The 18,244-nt window shown below is 34.6% G+C and carries 15 protein-coding genes; 9 read left to right on the top strand and 6 right to left on the bottom strand.

Annotated elements, in window-relative coordinates:
- The first annotated feature begins 908 nt into the window (after positions 1 to 908).
- From QLS65_RS06830 to QLS65_RS06800, 7 genes are all read left to right on the top strand, one after another.
- Complete coding sequence (locus QLS65_RS06830; RefSeq protein WP_282716143.1) at positions 909 to 2,684, top strand: AMP-dependent synthetase/ligase; 1,776 nt, start codon at positions 909 to 911, stop codon at positions 2,682 to 2,684.
- A gap of 23 nt (positions 2,685 to 2,707) precedes the next feature.
- Positions 2,708 to 3,760, top strand: a complete 1,053-nt coding sequence (locus tag QLS65_RS06825; protein ID WP_282716141.1) for a proline iminopeptidase-family hydrolase — start codon at positions 2,708 to 2,710, stop codon at positions 3,758 to 3,760.
- Between the two features lie 167 nt (positions 3,761 to 3,927).
- Positions 3,928 to 4,314 carry a hypothetical protein gene (locus tag QLS65_RS06820; RefSeq protein WP_282716139.1) on the top strand — a complete coding sequence of 129 codons (387 nt, stop codon included), beginning with the start codon at positions 3,928 to 3,930 and terminating at the stop codon, positions 4,312 to 4,314.
- Positions 4,315 to 4,450: 136 nt separating this feature from the next.
- On the top strand, positions 4,451 to 4,942 hold the full coding sequence (locus tag QLS65_RS06815; protein WP_099714882.1) for a MarR family winged helix-turn-helix transcriptional regulator: 492 nt from the start codon (positions 4,451 to 4,453) through the stop codon (positions 4,940 to 4,942).
- A complete protein-coding gene (locus QLS65_RS06810; RefSeq protein ID WP_282716137.1) occupies positions 4,939 to 7,329 on the top strand; it encodes a 3-hydroxyacyl-CoA dehydrogenase/enoyl-CoA hydratase family protein in 2,391 nt (796 codons plus the stop codon). The genes QLS65_RS06815 and QLS65_RS06810 overlap by 4 nt, the downstream gene beginning before the upstream one ends.
- A 4-nt stretch (positions 7,330 to 7,333) precedes the next feature.
- Positions 7,334 to 8,515, top strand: a complete 1,182-nt coding sequence (locus QLS65_RS06805; protein ID WP_282712509.1) for an acetyl-CoA C-acyltransferase — start codon at positions 7,334 to 7,336, stop codon at positions 8,513 to 8,515.
- 66 nt (positions 8,516 to 8,581) lie between these two features.
- Positions 8,582 to 10,387 carry an acyl-CoA dehydrogenase family protein gene (locus tag QLS65_RS06800; RefSeq protein ID WP_282716135.1) on the top strand — a complete coding sequence of 602 codons (1,806 nt, stop codon included), beginning with the start codon at positions 8,582 to 8,584 and terminating at the stop codon, positions 10,385 to 10,387.
- A 91-nt stretch (positions 10,388 to 10,478) separates the two neighbouring features.
- On the opposite strand, the gene QLS65_RS06795 is transcribed toward QLS65_RS06800, so the two are convergent.
- The 3 genes from QLS65_RS06795 to QLS65_RS06785 all read right to left on the bottom strand — a co-directional run bounded on the left by QLS65_RS06795 (position 10,479) and on the right by QLS65_RS06785 (position 12,590).
- Positions 10,479 to 11,000, bottom strand: coding sequence for a DUF4251 domain-containing protein (locus QLS65_RS06795; protein WP_282712505.1), 522 nt, complete (start codon positions 10,998 to 11,000; stop codon positions 10,479 to 10,481).
- A gap of 98 nt (positions 11,001 to 11,098) precedes the next feature.
- Positions 11,099 to 11,530: an META domain-containing protein gene (locus QLS65_RS06790; RefSeq protein WP_282716133.1), complete on the bottom strand. Its 432-nt coding sequence runs from the start codon at positions 11,528 to 11,530 to the stop codon at positions 11,099 to 11,101.
- Positions 11,531 to 11,672: 142 nt separating this feature from the next.
- The gene (locus QLS65_RS06785) at positions 11,673 to 12,590 is read right to left on the bottom strand and encodes a YihY/virulence factor BrkB family protein (protein ID WP_099716301.1); all 918 of its coding nucleotides are present in this window, start codon (positions 12,588 to 12,590) and stop codon (positions 11,673 to 11,675) included.
- 445 nt (positions 12,591 to 13,035) lie between these two features.
- Here QLS65_RS06785 and QLS65_RS06780 point away from each other — a divergent pair, with 445 nt between their 5' ends.
- Together QLS65_RS06780 and QLS65_RS06775 are read left to right on the top strand one after the other, a co-directional pair.
- Positions 13,036 to 13,665: a superoxide dismutase gene (locus tag QLS65_RS06780; protein ID WP_282716481.1), complete on the top strand. Its 630-nt coding sequence runs from the start codon at positions 13,036 to 13,038 to the stop codon at positions 13,663 to 13,665.
- Between the two features lie 277 nt (positions 13,666 to 13,942).
- Entirely contained in the window at positions 13,943 to 15,148 is a 1,206-nt protein-coding gene (locus QLS65_RS06775) for an LETM1-related biofilm-associated protein (protein ID WP_282716130.1), read from the top strand.
- 28 nt (positions 15,149 to 15,176) lie between these two features.
- On the opposite strand, the gene can is transcribed toward QLS65_RS06775, so the two are convergent.
- The 3 genes from can to QLS65_RS06760 all read right to left on the bottom strand — a co-directional run bounded on the left by can (position 15,177) and on the right by QLS65_RS06760 (position 18,191).
- Positions 15,177 to 15,812: a carbonate dehydratase gene (gene can / locus QLS65_RS06770; RefSeq protein WP_282712502.1), complete on the bottom strand. Its 636-nt coding sequence runs from the start codon at positions 15,810 to 15,812 to the stop codon at positions 15,177 to 15,179.
- 81 nt (positions 15,813 to 15,893) lie between these two features.
- The gene (locus QLS65_RS06765; RefSeq protein WP_099714866.1) at positions 15,894 to 16,577 is read right to left on the bottom strand and encodes a carbonic anhydrase family protein; all 684 of its coding nucleotides are present in this window, start codon (positions 16,575 to 16,577) and stop codon (positions 15,894 to 15,896) included.
- A gap of 18 nt (positions 16,578 to 16,595) precedes the next feature.
- A complete protein-coding gene (locus QLS65_RS06760; RefSeq protein WP_282716127.1) occupies positions 16,596 to 18,191 on the bottom strand; it encodes a SulP family inorganic anion transporter in 1,596 nt (531 codons plus the stop codon).
- Between the last annotated feature and the right edge of the window lie 53 nt (positions 18,192 to 18,244).

The following is an 18,244-nucleotide window of genomic DNA, read 5'->3' as shown; positions in this document are numbered from 1 at the left end:
TTTGAAACACCTCAAAAAAAGCTACTTAAAAAACGATAATATATATAATTGTATTCCTGATTTACTGATAGCATTACAAAATAAAGAGGAACTGGAAAGTTTTGCTTTTGACCTAAAAAAAGATTGTATTTTACCCGCGATTATTCTATACATCATACATACAAATTAAATGATGTTTCTTCATTTTTCTTGACTCTCAAATCTCGATACTATTTTTAATAGTCCAGAGTTTTTAAAACTAACACGCCAAAAGATTAAAAAAAGGAAAAAGATATTAATGATTCTTTCTTAAGATTCATTAACAGCCTCTAGCCTATCCTTTTTGATTTATAATTTCTAGAGAAAATTAGGGTTATACTAGAGAAAGGAAAAGAGCAGAAACAGATTATTTTACGTGAAATACTCGAAAATAGTAAACAACATTGTAGTAAATAAATTATTGAACAGTATACCAAATTAAACAAATCCAAAATAAAGCTTTAAAACCAACCGTCAATGAAAATCTACTGCTAGAAATTTTGTGGATTGAAATTTTTGGTAGAGGAATTGTCTATTTACTAAAATTAAATTCAAGTGCATCTAAAGTTATATGGATCTCAGAAAAAGATGTGATAATTGATAAATACGATGGCTATGCTTTTGATTAAATGCTATATTCTACATTCATTTTCAAAAAAAGAAAATATTCATTTTAGGAGAGAGAAGCAAAGACGATGTGGAGTAATCTATTCATTAGTGAATCTAGGCAGAAGTAACATTTTAGCTTAAAATCAGTCTCTTAAACTTTATTTGAAGAAAACGTTTTCGTAAAATAGAATAATTCTCGTTTAATTTTCTATTTAATTTTTGAAAATTAATAATTATTATTAATTTTTATTTAATTTGCGAGTCAATTCAACATTCGAATAATGACTTCTATAACCAGACTTTTTGATTTTCCCTATTATCAACAAGATAAATATACTTCAATTCCAGATGCTTTAACAACTAAGCAAAATGGAGTTTGGATAAAAACTTCTACTCAAGAATACATCGCTAAAGCCAATGCTGTTTCGAGGGCGCTCTTGAAAATGAACGTTCAAAAAGACGATAAAATTGCCATTATTTCTACTAATAATAGAACCGAATGGAATATTATGGATATTGGCGTGCTGCAAACCGGCGCACAAACCGTTCCTATTTACCCAACCATTTCCGAAGATGATTATGAATATATCCTGAATCATTCCGGTGCCATATATTGTTTTGTATCGGATGCCGAAGTACTGCGCAAAGTAAATTTGATTCGAAATAAAATTCCGAATGTAAAAGAAGTCTATTCGTTCAACGAAATTGAAGGTTGCAAAAACTGGAATGAATTATTGATTCATGGTGTAGACACAGGCAATCAAAGTGAAGTTGAAGACCGTAAAAACAATGTAAAAACAGAAGATTTAGCGACTATAATTTATACTTCGGGAACCACCGGAAAACCAAAAGGAGTTATGCTTTCGCATAAAAATATTGTCTCAAATGTGCTGGACAGTGCTTCCAGAATTCCTTTTGAAGCAGGAAAAAGCCGTGCATTGAGTTTCCTTCCTATTTGCCATATTTTCGAAAGAATGATTTTGTATTTATACCAATATTACGGAGTTTCGGTATATTTTGGGGAATCAATTGATAAAATCAGTGATAATCTAAAAGAAGTTAGACCAACAGTAATTACTGCGGTTCCAAGACTTTTGGAGAAAGTGTACGATAAAATTTACGCCAAAGGTACAGAGTTAACAGGTATCAAAAAGAGTTTATTCTTTTGGGCGATAGATTTAGGATTGCGTTATGAACCTTACGGTAAAAATGGTTTTTGGTATGAGTTCCAACTCAAAATTGCCCGCAAACTTATTTTCAGCAAATGGAAAGAAGGTTTGGGTGGCAATCTTGATTTAATGGTATCTGGTAGTGCCGCTTTACAACCACGATTGGCTCGAATATTTGCTGCAGCAGAAATTCCAGTAATGGAAGGATATGGTTTAACCGAGACTTCTCCGGTAATATCCGTTAACGATATTAGAAATCATGGTTTCAAAGTGGGGACTGTGGGTAAAGTAATTGATAATGTCGAAGTGCTAATTGCAGAAGACGGCGAAATTCTTTGCAAAGGACCAAACGTAATGATGGGCTATTACAAAGATGAAAAGCTAACTAATGAAGTAATTACTGACGGCTATTTTCATACTGGCGATATCGGAATTTTTGACGAAGAAGGATTCTTGAAAATTACAGATCGTAAAAAAGAAATGTTCAAAACCTCCGGAGGAAAATACATTGCGCCACAATTAATTGAAAATACAATGAAACAATCCCGTTTCATTGAACAAATAATGGTGATTGGTGACGGACAAAAAATGCCGGCAGCTTTCATTCAACCAAGTTTTGATTTTATTAAAGAATGGGGCGTTATCCATGGAATTGATGTTGGAAAAAGCAATGAAGAAATTGTTTCAAACGAAAAAGTTATTGCCAGAATTCAAGAAGAAATAGATAGCCTAAATGAAAAATTTGGAAATTGGGAGAAGATAAAACGTTTTGAACTTACACCTGACGTGTGGTCTATTGAAGGCGGACAGCTTACTCCTACTCTAAAACTAAAACGAAAAATAGTGATGGAGAAATACATTGATTTATTCCATAAAATCTACAACTAGCCTTTGATAAAAACCGTTCCGTTATGAAACTAAAAGTCTTGATTTGCTCCGTTATAAGTGTGTTCTTTTTTTCTAATTGCCAAGAAAAACAAAAGGAAGATTCCATAAAAGCAAATTATTTAGACTTTTCCAAACGGGACGACCAGCTGACTGGCGGTATCAAAATGATTCCGATTAAAACACCAAAAGGCACCTTTAACGTTTGGACAAAACGAGTAGGCAATAATCCGAAAATAAAAGTGTTGTTGCTTCACGGTGGACCGGGATTGACGCATGAATTATACGAATCTTTTGACGGCTATTTCCCTAACGAAAGCATTGAATACATTTATTACGACCAGTTGGGTTCGTATTACAGTGACCAACCCAATGACAATAGTTTGTGGACCAATGAACGTTTTGTGGAGGAAGTGGAGCAAGTACGTATCGCATTAGGCTTGGACAGTTCTAACTTTTACTTGATGGGACAATCTTGGGGCGGAATCCTCGCAATGGAATACGCTTTGAAATACCAAAAAAACCTGAAAGGTTTGATTATCTCCAATATGATGGCGAGTGCAGCGGAATATAACGCTTACGCAAAAGACGTGCTGGCACCGCAAATGGATCCTAAAATCCTAAAACAATTACAGGATATTGAGAACAATAATGATTTTGATAATCCAAAATACAGTGAATTGCTTTTCAAACATTACTATACCGAACATATTTTGAGAATGCCACTGGAGAAATGGCCAGAATCCATCAACAGATGTTTCAAGCACATTAACCCTAATGTATATGTTTATATGCAAGGCCATAGTGAATTTGGTATCACCGGAAACGCTACACTTAAAAATTGGGATGTAAAAGCCAGACTAAAAACCCTGACAGTTCCTACCTTAAGTATTGGTTCTAAATACGACACGATGGATCCCGAACACATGAAATGGATTGCCAACGAAGTTCAAAACGGGCGTTTCTTGTTTTGCCCTAACGGAAGTCATCTTTCGCAATACGATGACCCAAAAACCTATTTTCCAGGTGTAATAAAGTTCTTGAAAGATGTGGATAGCGGGGAGTTTAAAAAAGGATAGACTTTATTCGAAATAATACAAACTCATCAATTGCTGATGAGTTTTTTTTTTTAATCTAAAACAAAAACACAATCACTCATTTCATATTCAATTGTTTTTTAACACTTTATCTGTTATTTTGTTATTTTTTAATACCTTTATTGTATTAACCAATAAAACCAAACATTATGAATGTAAAAAACTTTTTAGTTTCGGGTATTGTAGGTGGTATATTCCAATTTCTTTTAGGATGGTTGTTTTACGGAATCCTATTTAAAAACTCATTCCCTACTAATGGAAAAGAAAACATGCTATTCATATTTTTAGGATGCATGACTTTTGGATTTTTCGTCTCTTACATTTTTACGAAATGGGCTGGAATTTCGAATGTAGCGACAGGTTTAAAAGCCGGTGCCGTTATTGGATTATTCATGTCCCTATACAGTAATTTCTTTATGAATTCTATGACAGCTGAAATCAATTATCAAACTATGGGGTTAGATGTTGTAATCACTGTTATTATGGCCGCATTAGTGGGCGCAGTAATTGCTCTGGTTAATGGGAAACTAAAATAAAATATAAAAACACACCAGTAAACTCCTCATTTTATGGGGAGTTTTTTAGTTTAAATAAAAAATCACAAAAAAATATTTCAATATATTATGCATGCATAGTATTTTTTTATTATATTTGAAATCGATATAGTTACATATGAAAGATAAAACAATAGATTATATTTTACGTGCCACCTGGCAAGCAGTAGCCAGAATGTATAACGAAGAAGCTTCAAAATACGATGCGAGCATGGCAACAGGTTTTGCTTTGTTGAGTATTGATAAAGAAGGTGGGACGCCATCCACTTCTTTGGGGCCAAAAATGGGAATGGAAGCCACCAGCTTGACCAGAACCTTAAAATCTATGGAGGAAAAAGGATTAATTATCCGAAAGAAAAATCCTGAAGATGGCCGTGGCGTATTGATTTACCTGACAGATTTTGGTAAAGAAAAAAGAGAATTATCTAAAAATACGGTGCTGAAATTCAATGAAACCGTAAAACAACACATCTCTGAGGAGAAGCTGCAACATTTTATTGAAGTGGCCGAAACCATCAACGAATTAATTCTAGACAAAAATATATTTAATCACACGAACGCCAGCGAACTGGCGGAGCAAACTGAAAAAACAAATACAAACGAAGTATGAAGCGCACAATTAAAAAAGTTGCAGTAATAGGATCCGGAATTATGGGTTCAGGAATTGCCTGCCATTTTGCCAACATTGGAGTTGAAGTGTTACTGTTGGACATTGTTCCAAGAGAACTTACTGAAGCAGAAGCTAAAAAAGGCCTCACTTTAGAAAGCAAAATTGTAAGAAACCGATTGGTGAACGAGCATTTAGCCAATTCATTAAAATCGAAACCATCCCCTATTTACAATCAGAAATTTGCCAGCAGAATCACTACGGGAAATACTACTGATGATATGGCAAAAATTGCCAATGTAGATTGGATTATTGAAGTTGTGGTAGAACGTTTGGACATCAAAAAAATGGTTTTTGAGCAAATTGAAAAATTCAGAAAACCGGGAACTTTGGTAACTTCAAACACATCGGGAATTCCGATTCACTTTATGAGTGAAGGACGAAGCGACGATTTCCAAAAGCATTTCTGTGGAACTCACTTTTTTAACCCTGCGCGGTATTTAAAATTATTCGAAATCATTCCTGGTCCACAAACAGCAACGGAAGTTTTGGATTTCCTTACTGATTATGGTTCTAAGTTTTTGGGTAAAACTTCGGTCGTTGCCAAAGATACTCCGGCATTTATTGGGAACCGAATCGGGATTTACGGAATTCAAAGTTTGTTTCATTTGGTAAAAGAAATGGGATTGACAATTGAAGAAGTGGATAAATTGACCGGTCCGGTTATTGGAAGACCAAAATCAGCGACTTTTAGAACTGTAGATGTAGTTGGATTAGATACTTTGGTACATGTTGCCAATGGAATTTACGAAAACTGTCCAAATGACGAACAACACGAATTGTTTAAACTTCCAGAATTTGTAAACAAAATGATGGAGAACAAATGGTTGGGAAGCAAAACGGGTCAAGGATTTTATAAAAAAGTAGACAAAGATATTTTGTCTTTAGACTTAGATACTTTAGAATACCGTCCGGCTAAAAGAGCTTCTTTTACCACTTTGGAATTGACAAAAACGATTGATAAACCAATTGACCGTTTTAAAGTTTTGGTAAAAGGAAAAGACAAAGCGGGAGAATTCTACAGAAAAAGCTTTTCAGGAATGTTTGCTTACGTTTCGAACAGAATTCCTGAAATCTCAGATCAATTATATAAAATTGATGATGCCATGAAAGCCGGTTTTGGATGGGAAAATGGTCCTTTCGAAATTTGGGATGCCATTGGTGTTGCCAAAGGAATCGAAATCATGAAAGCCGAAGGTCTTGAACCAGCTGCTTGGGTAAATGATATGTTGGCTTCTGGAATTTCTAGTTTTTACTCTATTAAAGAAGGAGCAACTTTTTTCTACAATATCCCTACAAAATCACAAACTAAAGTTCCAGGTCAGGATTCATTTATCATCCTGAACAACATTCGCGAAAGCAAAAAAGTGTGGAGCAATAGCGGAGCGATTATACAAGATTTAGGAGACGGAATCTTGAATTTAGAATTCCAGTCTAAAATGAATACGATTGGTGGTGATGTTTTGGCCGCCATCAATAAAGCGATTGATTTATCTGAAAAAGAATACCAAGGTCTGGTTATTGGAAATCAAGCAGCGAATTTCTCTGTTGGAGCCAATATCGGAATGATTTTCATGATGGCAGTCGAGCAAGAATATGATGAGTTGAATATGGCTATCAAAATGTTCCAAGACACGATGATGCGCGTGCGTTATTCTGGAATTCCAGTTGTGGTTGCGCCACACGGAATGACTTTTGGCGGTGGTTGCGAAATGAGTTTGCATGCCGACAAAGTTGTTGCTGCAGCGGAAACGTATATGGGATTAGTGGAATTTGGTGTTGGAGTAATTCCCGGCGGTGGCGGATCGAAAGAAATGGCCTTGCGTGCAGCGGATTTATTCCATAAAAATGATGTTGAGTTGAACGTATTGCAAGAATATTTCTTGACTATTGCTATGGCAAAAGTATCTACTTCTGGTTATGAAGCTTTTGATACCGGACTTTTACAACACGGAAAAGATATTATTGTGGTAAACAAAGACCGTCAAATTGCTGAAGCGAAGAAACACGCTTTACTAATGGCCGAAGCCGGTTACACACAACCAATTCGCAGAAGCGATGTGAAAGTTCTTGGAAAGCAAGCTCTTGGAATGTTCTTAGTAGGAATGGACCAAATGGAAGCCGGAAAATACATCTCGGAACACGACAAGAAAATCGCTAACAAACTAGCGTATGTTATGGCTGGTGGTGATTTATCAGAACCAACTTTAGTAACCGAACAATATTTATTGGATTTGGAACGTGAAGCTTTCTTATCGCTTTGTACCGAAAGAAAAACATTGGAGAGAATCCAATTTATGTTAACCAAAGGGAAACCTCTAAGAAACTAAAAAAATGAAAACAGCCTATATAGTTAAAGCATACAGAACAGCCGTGGGTAAAGCCCCAAAAGGTGTGTTTAGATTTAAACGTCCTGATGAATTGGCGGCAGAAACCATTGAATTCATGATGAATGAGTTGCCTGATTTCGACAAAAAACGTATTGATGACGTAATGGTAGGAAATGCAATGCCGGAGGCGGAACAAGGGTTAAACGTGGGACGATTGATCTCTTTGATGGGATTGAAAATCGAAGATGTTCCTGGTGTAACCGTAAACCGTTATTGCGCGTCAGGATTAGAAACAATTGGTATGGCTACAGCCAAAATCCAATCTGGAATGGCGGATTGTATCATCGCTGGTGGTGCCGAAAGCATGAGTTTTATTCCAATGGGAGGTTACAAACCAACTCCGGATTATGCTGTTGCAAAAGCAGGAAACGAAGATTATTATTGGGGAATGGGACTAACTGCGGAAGCGGTTGCCAAACAATTCAATGTATCTCGTGCCGACCAAGATGAGTTTGCTTATAACTCTCATATGAAAGCCCTGAAAGCGCAAGCCGAAGGTAAATTTGACAAACAAATTGTTCCCATTACGGTAGAACAAACGTTTATCAATGAAAATGGTAAAAAAGAAACAAAATCCTATATCGTAAATAAAGATGAAGGACCTAGAGCAGGAACTTCTGTAGAAGCTTTGGCAGGTTTAAGGCCGGTTTTTGAAGCGAACGGAAGTGTAACTGCTGGAAACTCTTCTCAAATGAGTGATGGAGCAGCTTTTGTTCTAATCATGAGTGAAGAAATGGTAAAAGAATTGAACCTTACTCCTATCGCCCGTTTGGTAAACTTTGCTTCAGCAGGAGTTGAACCAAGAATCATGGGAATTGGACCAGTAAAAGCAATTCCAAAGGCTTTGAAACAAGCAGGATTAACATTGAATGATATTGATTTAATAGAACTTAACGAAGCTTTTGCGTCACAAGCATTGGCAGTTACGCGCGAATTAAACCTAAATCCGGATATCATCAATGTCAATGGTGGAGCGATTGCATTAGGTCACCCACTGGGTTGTACTGGAGCAAAATTGTCTGTTCAATTATTCGACGAAATGGAACGCAGAGGAAGCAAATACGGAATCGTAAGTATGTGTGTGGGAACTGGGCAAGGAAGTGCAGGGATTTACGAACTTTTGTAGTCATAGATTACTATCCCTTTATTGAGGATTTAGATTATAAGTAAAAAACATTAAAAAAATAAAAAAATGGCAGATATAATTGAAAAAAACGTAACCCGTGGCGGTCAGTTTTTGGTAAAAGAAACAAAATGCGAAGATATCTTCACTCCAGAAGATTTTTCGGAAGAGCAATTAATGATGCGTGACTCTGTAAAAGAGTTTGTGGACAAAGAAATTTGGCCAAATAAAAATCGTTTTGAAAGTAAAGATTATGCATTTACAGAGGAAAGTATGCGTAAAGCTGGTGAACTTGGACTTCTTGGAGTTGCTGTTCCAGAAGCTTACGGTGGATTAGGAATGGGATTTGTTTCCACAATGCTTGTGTGTGATTATATTTCGGGAGCAACGGGATCCTTCTCAACTGCTTTTGGAGCACATACCGGAATTGGAACAATGCCAATCACTTTGTACGGAACAGAAGAACAAAAACAAAAATACGTTCCTAAATTAGCATCTGGTGAATGGTTTGGTGCCTATTGTTTGACAGAACCAGGCGCAGGATCTGATGCCAATTCTGGAAAAACAAAAGCAGTTTTATCTGAAGATGGAACGCATTATAAAATCACAGGACAAAAAATGTGGATTTCGAATGCTGGATTTTGCTCTGTATTTATCGTTTTTGCTCGTATTGGTGATGATAAAAATATTACTGGTTTCATATTAGAAAACACCGCTGATAACGGAATTTCTATGGGTGAAGAAGAGCATAAATTAGGGATTCGCGCATCTTCTACGCGTCAGGTTTTCTTCAGTGAAACGAAAGTTCCTGTTGAAAACCTGCTGTCAGAAAGAGGAAACGGTTTCAAAATAGCAATGAATGCTTTGAATGTAGGTCGTATCAAATTAGCAGCAGCTTGCTTAGACGCTCAAAGAAGAGTGATTACAAGTTCTGTACAATATGCTAATGAAAGAATCCAGTTTAACACTCCAATCTCTCAGTTTGGTGCCATTCGTGCAAAATTAGCAGAAATGGCAACGAGCTGTTATGCCGGAGAAAGTGCTTCTTACAGAGCAGCAAAAGATATTGAAGATAGAATTATAGCTCGCGAAGGAGAAGGATCTTCTCATCAAGAAGCAGAGCTAAAAGGAGTTGAAGAATATGCTATTGAATGTTCTATTCTTAAAGTGGCCGTTTCTGAAGATGTTCAAAACTGTGCCGATGAAGGAATTCAAATCTTTGGTGGAATGGGATTCTCTGAAGACACTCCAATGGAAAGTGCTTGGAGAGATGCCCGAATTGCTCGTATCTACGAAGGAACAAATGAAATCAACAGAATGCTATCTGTAGGAATGTTGATTAAAAAAGCAATGAAAGGACATGTTGATTTACTTGGTCCTGCATCAAAAGTACAAGAAGAATTAATGGGAATTCCATCATTTGAAACTCCTGATTATTCTGAGTTATTTGCAGAGGAAAAAGAAATGATTGGCAAATTGAAAAAAGCATTCTTAATGGTTGCTGGTGGAGCTGTTCAAAAATACGGTCCGGATTTAGATTCACACCAACAATTATTGATGGCAGCTTCTGATATTTTGATTGAAATCTACATGGCTGAAAGTACTATTCTTAGAACTGAAAAATTAGCGAAAAAAGAAGGCGAAGCCAAAGTGCAAGAGCAAATTGCAATGGCAAAATTATACTTATACAAAGCGGTAGATATCGTTACTCAAAAAGGAAAAGAAAGTGTAATCTCTTTTGCTGAAGGTGATGAACAACGCATGATGTTAATGGGATTACGTCGTTTTACAAAATACACGAACATGCCAAATATTGTAGGATTAAGAGAAATAATCACTTCAAAATTAGTGACTGAAAATGAATATTGTTTTTAATTAGAAGATAGTTTTTAGTAATTTTATTTGTTAAAAAAACCGCCTTGTTCCTGAAAACAAGACGGTTTTTTTTATTGCTTCCGTAGTTAAACTACTTCGCTTCTATTTTCTCAATTGCTGTAATATCGCCATTATATGAAATCGTACTACGGTTATTGGAACTAATGGAAAGTGTCGCACTGCCCTCAAAGAAAACAGAAAGCAACAACGTATAGGTATCCTTCTCTCCTCTGACAACTGCTTTTATCTGATAGGATTTTTTACCTTTCTCGACGCTAAATTCTCTAGGCGTTCCTTCAAAATGTAATCCTACATCACTTCCATAACCAACTCCACTAAATGCTCTGCCAAAAAAAGGCATCTCGCTCTTGATATTATCAGGACGAAATTGTACATAATTAGGATTCGTAGTCAAATCCATCGTTCTAAACCCTTGAGGCAAAGCTGTTCTGCCAACAAAAACAAACTCTTTAGAATCAACCAAAGCCGCTATTTGTTTTTGCTTCTCTATTTTGCGCTCTTCTCTTAATTGTTTCTTACTTTTTTCTTGGCTGTAACCAGCAGCCATTATAAGTGACAAAAAAATTACTGAAATTGTTCGTTTTATTTTCATGACATTCATTTTTAATGTTTTGACGGTAATGTTTCAAAAACTAATATTAAATATATGCTAATAGGTTCTGAAAAGCAGGTTAAACTAAAACTCTAAATTTATTTTTTCTCAAAACGCATCATAGCGATATCGCCCATGATAAAATTTAAAGTTTTTCCATCTTCTGAAATGGAGTAAGAATCACTTTTCTCTAAAGTTGATAAGTACACACTTTCACCTTGACCATCAAGACACATCATTCTGGTTACCGCCATTGGCTCTTTGAAACTGATTGTACTTCCATTAACACTTAATTTTCCCGTGTAATTGTTACAACTGGTATTTCCTGAAAAACGATTTTCTTTCAAGTCAAAGATAATAGTTGGTTTTTTATTTGGGTACAATCCATTAAAAGCTATTCTTGGTCCTGTAACATAATTCAATTCCCAAGTTCCTTCAAGTGAAGCTGTTTTACCTGTGATTGTTTTAACCGAATTGCAAGAAATAAATGCTAAACATATAACCGTAAGCGACAGAATTATTTTTCTCATGTGATCCATTTTTGATTTTTATATTTTTTTCTATAGTTCAAAAACATTGCCAATGTGTCGTTTTTTTATAAAAAATTACAAAAAAAGAGTCTTACAAAACTATCTTTTAAATCCTTCAAACCTTAAAATCAGAAATCAAAATTTAACTCTTTTTCACCTCTACAACTTCTACCTTAATTGCGACAGCATACCCATTTGGAATAATTTTATTTCCATGCGCATTAGCATATACTTTAGTGAATTCAGCACCAAAATATAGGATTATTGCCGAATAATACACCCAAATTAAAATGATGATAATGGAACCCGCTGCTCCGTAAACAGTTGCAACAGTTGAACTTCCTAAATAAAATCCAATGGCAAATTTACCAAACATAAAGAAAAACGAAGTGAAACTGGAACCTATCAAAGCATCTTTCCAGTCTATATTTCCATCAGGCAACGTTTTGAAAATAATTGAAAACAGAATTGTAGTCGTTGCAAATAAAATTAATACATTGAAAATATAAAATATATAAACCGTAGTATCAGGAAAGTAAACAAGCAATCGCGTGTTAATAACATCCATCACGGTATTAACCATCAAACTCACCATCAGTAAAAAACCAACAGAAGCAATCATCGAAAATGACATTAGCCTATTTTTAATAAATTTCATCACTCCTTTATTGGGCTTTGCTTTTAAACCCCAGATAAAGTTGATGGAACTTTGTATTTCGGCAAACACACCTGATGCGCCTATAAGTAACATAATCCCTCCAAAAACAGCCGCAAATGTATTGCTATCCGACAATTCAATATTCTTAATTGTTTCTTGAATTTGGATTGCAGCTTCATTCCCAACCATCCCATTAATTTGCCCAAAGAATCTTCCTGTGACCGCTTCTCTTCCAAAGAAAAAGCTAAAAATTGACAAAATAATAATTAACAATGGAGGCAACGAAAAAATCGTATAATAGGACAATGAGGCACTTAATTTTATGGCATTGTCATCATCAAATTCCTGATAGGTACGCTTCAGTAAACTCCAACTTGTCAAGGCTATTTCTTTATGTTTCATTTTTATATTTTTAGATTCTTTCAAACGAAAAAATTTAGATATTCTGATTTTCATTTATTTACAAAAAACAGAATCCCTTTTTAAGGCTATTCGATTTGAGTATGTTCCCAAAATTACAAAGATATTTTATATAAATCTGAAATGAAATTTACATAATTCCTATACATTTATAGGTGTTTCAAATATGTAGCAAACAAAAAACTAACCAAATTTTAAGTCTTTATTAACCCATCCCTATGTTTTAATGTTTAAATTTATGTCCTACTTTAATAACCTTTTTAGGATAAATTTTCAACCTATGGAAAATAATAATACACGAAGAAATTTTTTAAAACAAACAGCAATACTTTCGACAGGAACAATCATTGGTTCTAGCTTATTTAATACTGCTTTTGCATCTGAAAACCCTTTAAAATTAGAAAATCAAATATCGGAATTAGACACTCTGGATTTTCAAGGAAACTATAGCCTTCCAAAATTACCGTACGCTTACGATGCTTTAGAGCCTCATATTGATAAAATGACCATGGAAATTCACTATAGCAAACACCATCAAGCTTATGTGACAAACTTGAACAAGGCGATTGAAACTTTGGATAAAAACTTAGTTGAACATTCTAAATCACTGGAAAGCATATTCGGAAAAATGTCGAAATTTCCAGAAGCGATTCGCAATAATGGCGGCGGACATTACAATCACAGTTTGTTTTGGAGTTTAATGAAACCAAATGGCGGTGGTACTCCAAAAGGAAAATTAGGGGAAGCAATAACTGCTACTTTTGGTTCTTTTGATGAATTTAAAAAACAATTCAGTGATGCTTCCATAAAACGATTTGGTTCCGGTTGGGCTTGGTTAGTAGTTCAAGATGGCAAATTAGTTATCGGTTCAACACCAAATCAAGACAATCCATTAATGAGTTTGCGTGGCAAAGGATTAAAAGGGAAACCTGTTTTAGCTTTAGACGTTTGGGAACATGCGTATTATCTAAAAAATCAAAACCGCAGAGCTGATTATATTGCTTCTTTTTGGAATGTAGTCAATTGGGATGCCGCTGAAGCTTTATTCAATTCTTAAATACCAATAGAAGCCCTGTTTTAATAGTAATTCAGGGCTTCTTTTATATAGACACCTTTTGTATCAAAATCCTATTTTTATTAATATCCATTGTCAATCATTGCAATGTAAATACGGCTTGATTCTGAGTGTTTTTCATCAAAAATTATAACAATTAAATTTATCTTGTTTAAAACTAAAAAAACAATACTAATTAATTGTAGTATCTGTGTTAAACTAAAAAGCACCGTTAAAACTACCGCAAAAAAGTATAGCTTTGTACCTTCAAATTAAAGCAATGATTAACCCTTCGGCATCAGGTTGGATAGATAAATTTTTTATTGAACAAAAAATTTCAGAGAAAACGGTTTCTAAAACTACGGATACATTTTATCAAAAAGTTAGAGAAACAGGATTTATTTATGGCCATATAATCACATTTGATACCGTAAATACAATTGAAACCAAAGGTTGGTTTAAAGAAGAGATTTCTAAAGTTGCACTATTAAATACTTTATACGGTGTTTTTTGCTTGACCAATGACGAAATCAGTTCCGAGAATTTCATTAAACAAACAGTTACGTTTTACAATCAAATGAATCCACAAGGTTTCAATTTGTTTAAAAAAATACTGCCTAAAAATTCCCTTTCCTTAACGCTGGAAAAAATAATTGATGAGCGTGTCCAAACGAACGATAGTATCATCAGTAAAAATTTCTCCCATCTGGTAACCAATGCGTTGCTTTTTATAGATGTTTTGGCTTTTCGCCAATACTTAATACATGGCGAAATTCCGGAAAAATACCTAAAGAAAATTGAAGAGACAATTGTAAATATTGTGACACTCGCTTTAAAAATTAAATCTAAAAAATCACAATACGATGCTTTATTGATAAAACTTTTTGAAGCTTCCATACGCTACAGTAAATTTTCCCGAATCTCTGTACAAAGTCTGGAAACACTGCAATTGGATTATTTTACGAATGAATTAGAACAATATTATTTGATAGATATTGCCGGAATGGCTTTATGGAGTGATGGCAAAATAGAGAATAATGAGGCTTACTTTTTGCATTCATTGGCTGAAACAGTATCGGTTTCAGATGATTTTGTAAAGCAAAGCATAGAGAGCACCGATGCTTTTATAACGAAACATAAAAAAGAAATACCGTATTTCAACTATTCAAATCCTGTCAAGCATTTTTACGATCAAACGACTCAAAGTGTTGTTACGCTCATAAGCCGTAATAAAAACAGATTGATAAAGGAAATTGTGCAAAGCAAAGAGTTAATGGTATTATTAGCCTATTCTACTCGAAGAGATTTGGACGAAAAAGAAAAGAAAAAAGTCAAAAAACAACTGTTGGAAATTTGTAAAACCGTTCCTTCGTTGACCATATTTTTACTTCCAGGAGGTAGTTTATTGTTGCCTATTTTAATCAAATTCATCCCTACTTTATTACCATCTGCATTTAATGAAAATCTGGATCTGGATAACGAATAAAAAAAGCCGCTAAACGCGGCTTTTTTTATTAGAATTTCAGTTGGTATACTTCGTCCAAATCTTTATCGGAACTGATGTTAACATCTAAATCCGTTACAAAACCGGAATTAAGTCCGTAAGCCCATCCGTGTAAGGTTAAATCCTGACCGTTCTTCCATGCGGACTGTACAATTGATGTTTTGGCTAAGTCAAAAACCTGCTCTTTTACATTTAATTCTACAAAAGTATTAAAACGCTCCGTTTCATCTTCGATAGAATTTAAATAGGTGCTGTGCAAACGATATACGTCTTTTATATGGCGAATCCAGTTATCAATAATTCCAATAGAATCATTCCCCATTGCTGCCTTGACACCTCCACAACCATAGTGGCCACATACCAGCACATGTTTTACTTTCAAGACATTCACGGCGTAATCCAATACGCTCAACATATTCATATCACTATGCACCACCATATTGGCAATGTTTCTATGTACAAAAACTTCTCCTGGTTTTGCTCCTACAATTTCATTGGCAGGAACCCTGCTGTCTGAACAACCTATCCATAATAATGGCGGAGTTTGACCTTTGGCAAGATCTTCAAAATAATTTGGGTCGCTCGCTAAAGAAGTTTCGACCCATTTTTTATTATTCTCTAATATTTTTTTATAAAAATCGCTCATAATTATTTTGATTGTTAATCTGATTAATTTTAAATTGTTTAGAATATACAATCAAATTCAAATATATGAAATTTTAAAATATTAATGTCTCAATTCCGCTATTGTGAAACCTAGATTTTCATCATCTTTAATGTATTGAACATCATCATAGAAAACAACTTCACCTGTTTCAATATTGTGCATAGCTCCAATTATTCCTATCTCACCATTTTCAACCATTTGCTCCAAAATAAAACTTCTTTCAATAATGTTTTTTACACTACGCTTTACGTTAATTTGAGCAACATTCTCTACAAACGAAGGGTTTTTAGCATTTCTTTCAGTTAAAGTTTCCTTTTCTTGATAAACTGCTGGTTGAATTTTTGATAACAATTCAGTAAGATTTCCCATTTCTACATGGTCGCAAGCACCTTTTACAGCACCACATTTGCTATGTCCAAGAACAACAATAAGCTTAGAACCTGCTACTTTACAGGCAAACTCCATACTTCCCAGAATATCTGTATTTACAATATTACCAGCAATTCTTACCGAAAAAACATCACCTAAACCTTGATCAAAAATGAGTTCTGCAGAAGTTCTACTATCAATACAACTTAAAATTGTTGCAAACGGCCATTGACCATCACGAGTATCATTAACTTGCTCAAGTAAATCTCTATGCGCTTTTAGATTATTTACAAATCTGTTATTTCCTTCTTTTAATATTTCTAACGCCTTTCTTGGTGTAATTGCAGATTGCAATTCTTTATTTAATGTCTTCATTTATTTAAACTTTATTTGTTATTTATGCTCAACAAAAACGTGCTTTTCTGCCTCTCCAGTATTTTCTAACTGATAGGCTTTTTTAAATCCTTTCAGTTTCACTTTTATATTATTATCTACTGCTCTCGTAGTTTTAAATTCATGGATTAAATCCAAAATATCATGCGCAATATAAACGGTATCTTTTGCATCAATTATTACCTTAGAATTTTCCGGAATATGACTTAATGTCTGTTTGATTGCGGCTTTATTCAAGAAAGAAACTTCTTGAGCCAAATCAATATGAATCACATCACCATCTGCATATTCTTCTTTTCTAAAATAGTAGGCTCTCTTCAGATTTCCTTTTAAAACAAAAATAATACTGATAACAATTCCAAGAGCTACACCTTTCAATAAATCCAAAAATACAACTGCTAATAATGTGGCAATAAAAGGCACAAATTGATACTTTCCTTTTTTCCAAAAATGTTTAAATGTAGCTGGTTTAGCCAGTTTATATCCAACCAATAACAGAATTGCCGCTAAAGTTGCCAATGGTATTTTATTCAAAATTAACGGAATAGTCAATACACTTATCAATAATAACAAGCCATGAATGATGGTAGACATTTTAGATTTGGCTCCGGCATTATTATTAGCTGAAGAACGGACAACTACGGAAGTCATCGGCAAACCACCCAAAAGTGCACTTATCATATTTCCAATTCCTTGCGCTTTTAATTCCACATTGGTATTCGTATAACGTTTTTGAGTATCCATTCTATCAGAAGCCTCTATACACAATAAAGTTTCTATCGAAGCAACAATGGCTATAGTTAACCCAACCACCCAAACTTTAGGATTCATAACCCCAGAAAAATCAGGAGTTACAATAATTGCTTTAAATTCTTCGAAAGAAGAAGGAACAGGTAAGGAAACTAAATGCTCTTTTCCAATAGCTAAAACACTTCCTGTACCAATGAAAATCTCATTCAAAATAACACCAAGAGCAACAGCTATTAAGGCTCCGGGAACTAATTTTAATTTTTTCAAAAATGGAACTTTATCCCAAGAAATCAAAATGGCCATAGATACCAATGTAATAACAATTGAACCTATTTGGATATAATCCAAAATACTAAACAGTGCAGAAAAGGTATTGCTGCCATCCATTTGTGAGAACGCTTGATCCCCTTCAAAATCATTGTCGTAACCAAAAGCGTGAGGCAATTGTTTCAGAATAATAATAATTCCAATACCCGCTAACATTCCTTCAATAACATTCGTTGGAAAATAATTAGAAATACTTCCTGCTTTAGCGAATCCTAATATTAATTGTATCAAACCTGCTATAAAAACTGCAGTTAAAAAAATATCAAAAGCACCTAAATCCGTTATTGCCGTAAGGACAATTGCGGTCAGACCCGCAGCAGGCCCAGAAACACTTATGTTAGACGTACTTAAATAGCCTACTACTATTCCTCCGATAACTCCAGAAATAATTCCTGAAAATAAAGGAGCACCAGAAGCCATTGCGATACCTAAACACAATGGTAGCGCCACCAAGAAAACCACTAAACCAGAAGCAAAATCAGATTTAAGGTTAGCAAAAAGATTAATTTTTTTTGTCATAATACCAAACTAAAAATTGAATACAAAGAACTGTTCACATGATATGTGTGAAA

This window comes from Flavobacterium algoritolerans (assembly GCF_030010385.1).
In the GTDB taxonomy this organism is placed as follows: domain Bacteria; phylum Bacteroidota; class Bacteroidia; order Flavobacteriales; family Flavobacteriaceae; genus Flavobacterium; species Flavobacterium algoritolerans.
This window is presented reverse-complemented; position numbering and strand designations above follow the sequence as displayed.

Bases quoted from the DNA above. Each gene is read 5' to 3' on its own strand.
- QLS65_RS06800 (WP_282716135.1), top strand. From the start codon at position 8,582: ATGGCAGATATAATTGAAAAAAACGTAACCCGTGGCGGTCAGTTTTTG.
- QLS65_RS06785 (WP_099716301.1), bottom strand. From the start codon at position 12,590: ATGAAACATAAAGAAATAGCCTTGACAAGTTGGAGTTTACTGAAGCGT.
- QLS65_RS06805 (WP_282712509.1), top strand. From the start codon at position 7,334: ATGAAAACAGCCTATATAGTTAAAGCATACAGAACAGCCGTGGGTAAA.
- QLS65_RS06795 (WP_282712505.1), bottom strand. From the start codon at position 11,000: ATGAAAATAAAACGAACAATTTCAGTAATTTTTTTGTCACTTATAATG.
- QLS65_RS06820 (WP_282716139.1), top strand. From the start codon at position 3,928: ATGAATGTAAAAAACTTTTTAGTTTCGGGTATTGTAGGTGGTATATTC.
- can (WP_282712502.1), bottom strand. From the start codon at position 15,812: ATGAGCGATTTTTATAAAAAAATATTAGAGAATAATAAAAAATGGGTC.
- QLS65_RS06760 (WP_282716127.1), bottom strand. From the start codon at position 18,191: ATGACAAAAAAAATTAATCTTTTTGCTAACCTTAAATCTGATTTTGCT.
- QLS65_RS06775 (WP_282716130.1), top strand. From the start codon at position 13,943: ATGATTAACCCTTCGGCATCAGGTTGGATAGATAAATTTTTTATTGAA.
- QLS65_RS06765 (WP_099714866.1), bottom strand. From the start codon at position 16,577: ATGAAGACATTAAATAAAGAATTGCAATCTGCAATTACACCAAGAAAG.
- QLS65_RS06790 (WP_282716133.1), bottom strand. From the start codon at position 11,530: ATGAGAAAAATAATTCTGTCGCTTACGGTTATATGTTTAGCATTTATT.
- QLS65_RS06830 (WP_282716143.1), top strand. From the start codon at position 909: ATGACTTCTATAACCAGACTTTTTGATTTTCCCTATTATCAACAAGAT.
- QLS65_RS06815 (WP_099714882.1), top strand. From the start codon at position 4,451: ATGAAAGATAAAACAATAGATTATATTTTACGTGCCACCTGGCAAGCA.
- QLS65_RS06810 (WP_282716137.1), top strand. From the start codon at position 4,939: ATGAAGCGCACAATTAAAAAAGTTGCAGTAATAGGATCCGGAATTATG.
- QLS65_RS06825 (WP_282716141.1), top strand. From the start codon at position 2,708: ATGAAACTAAAAGTCTTGATTTGCTCCGTTATAAGTGTGTTCTTTTTT.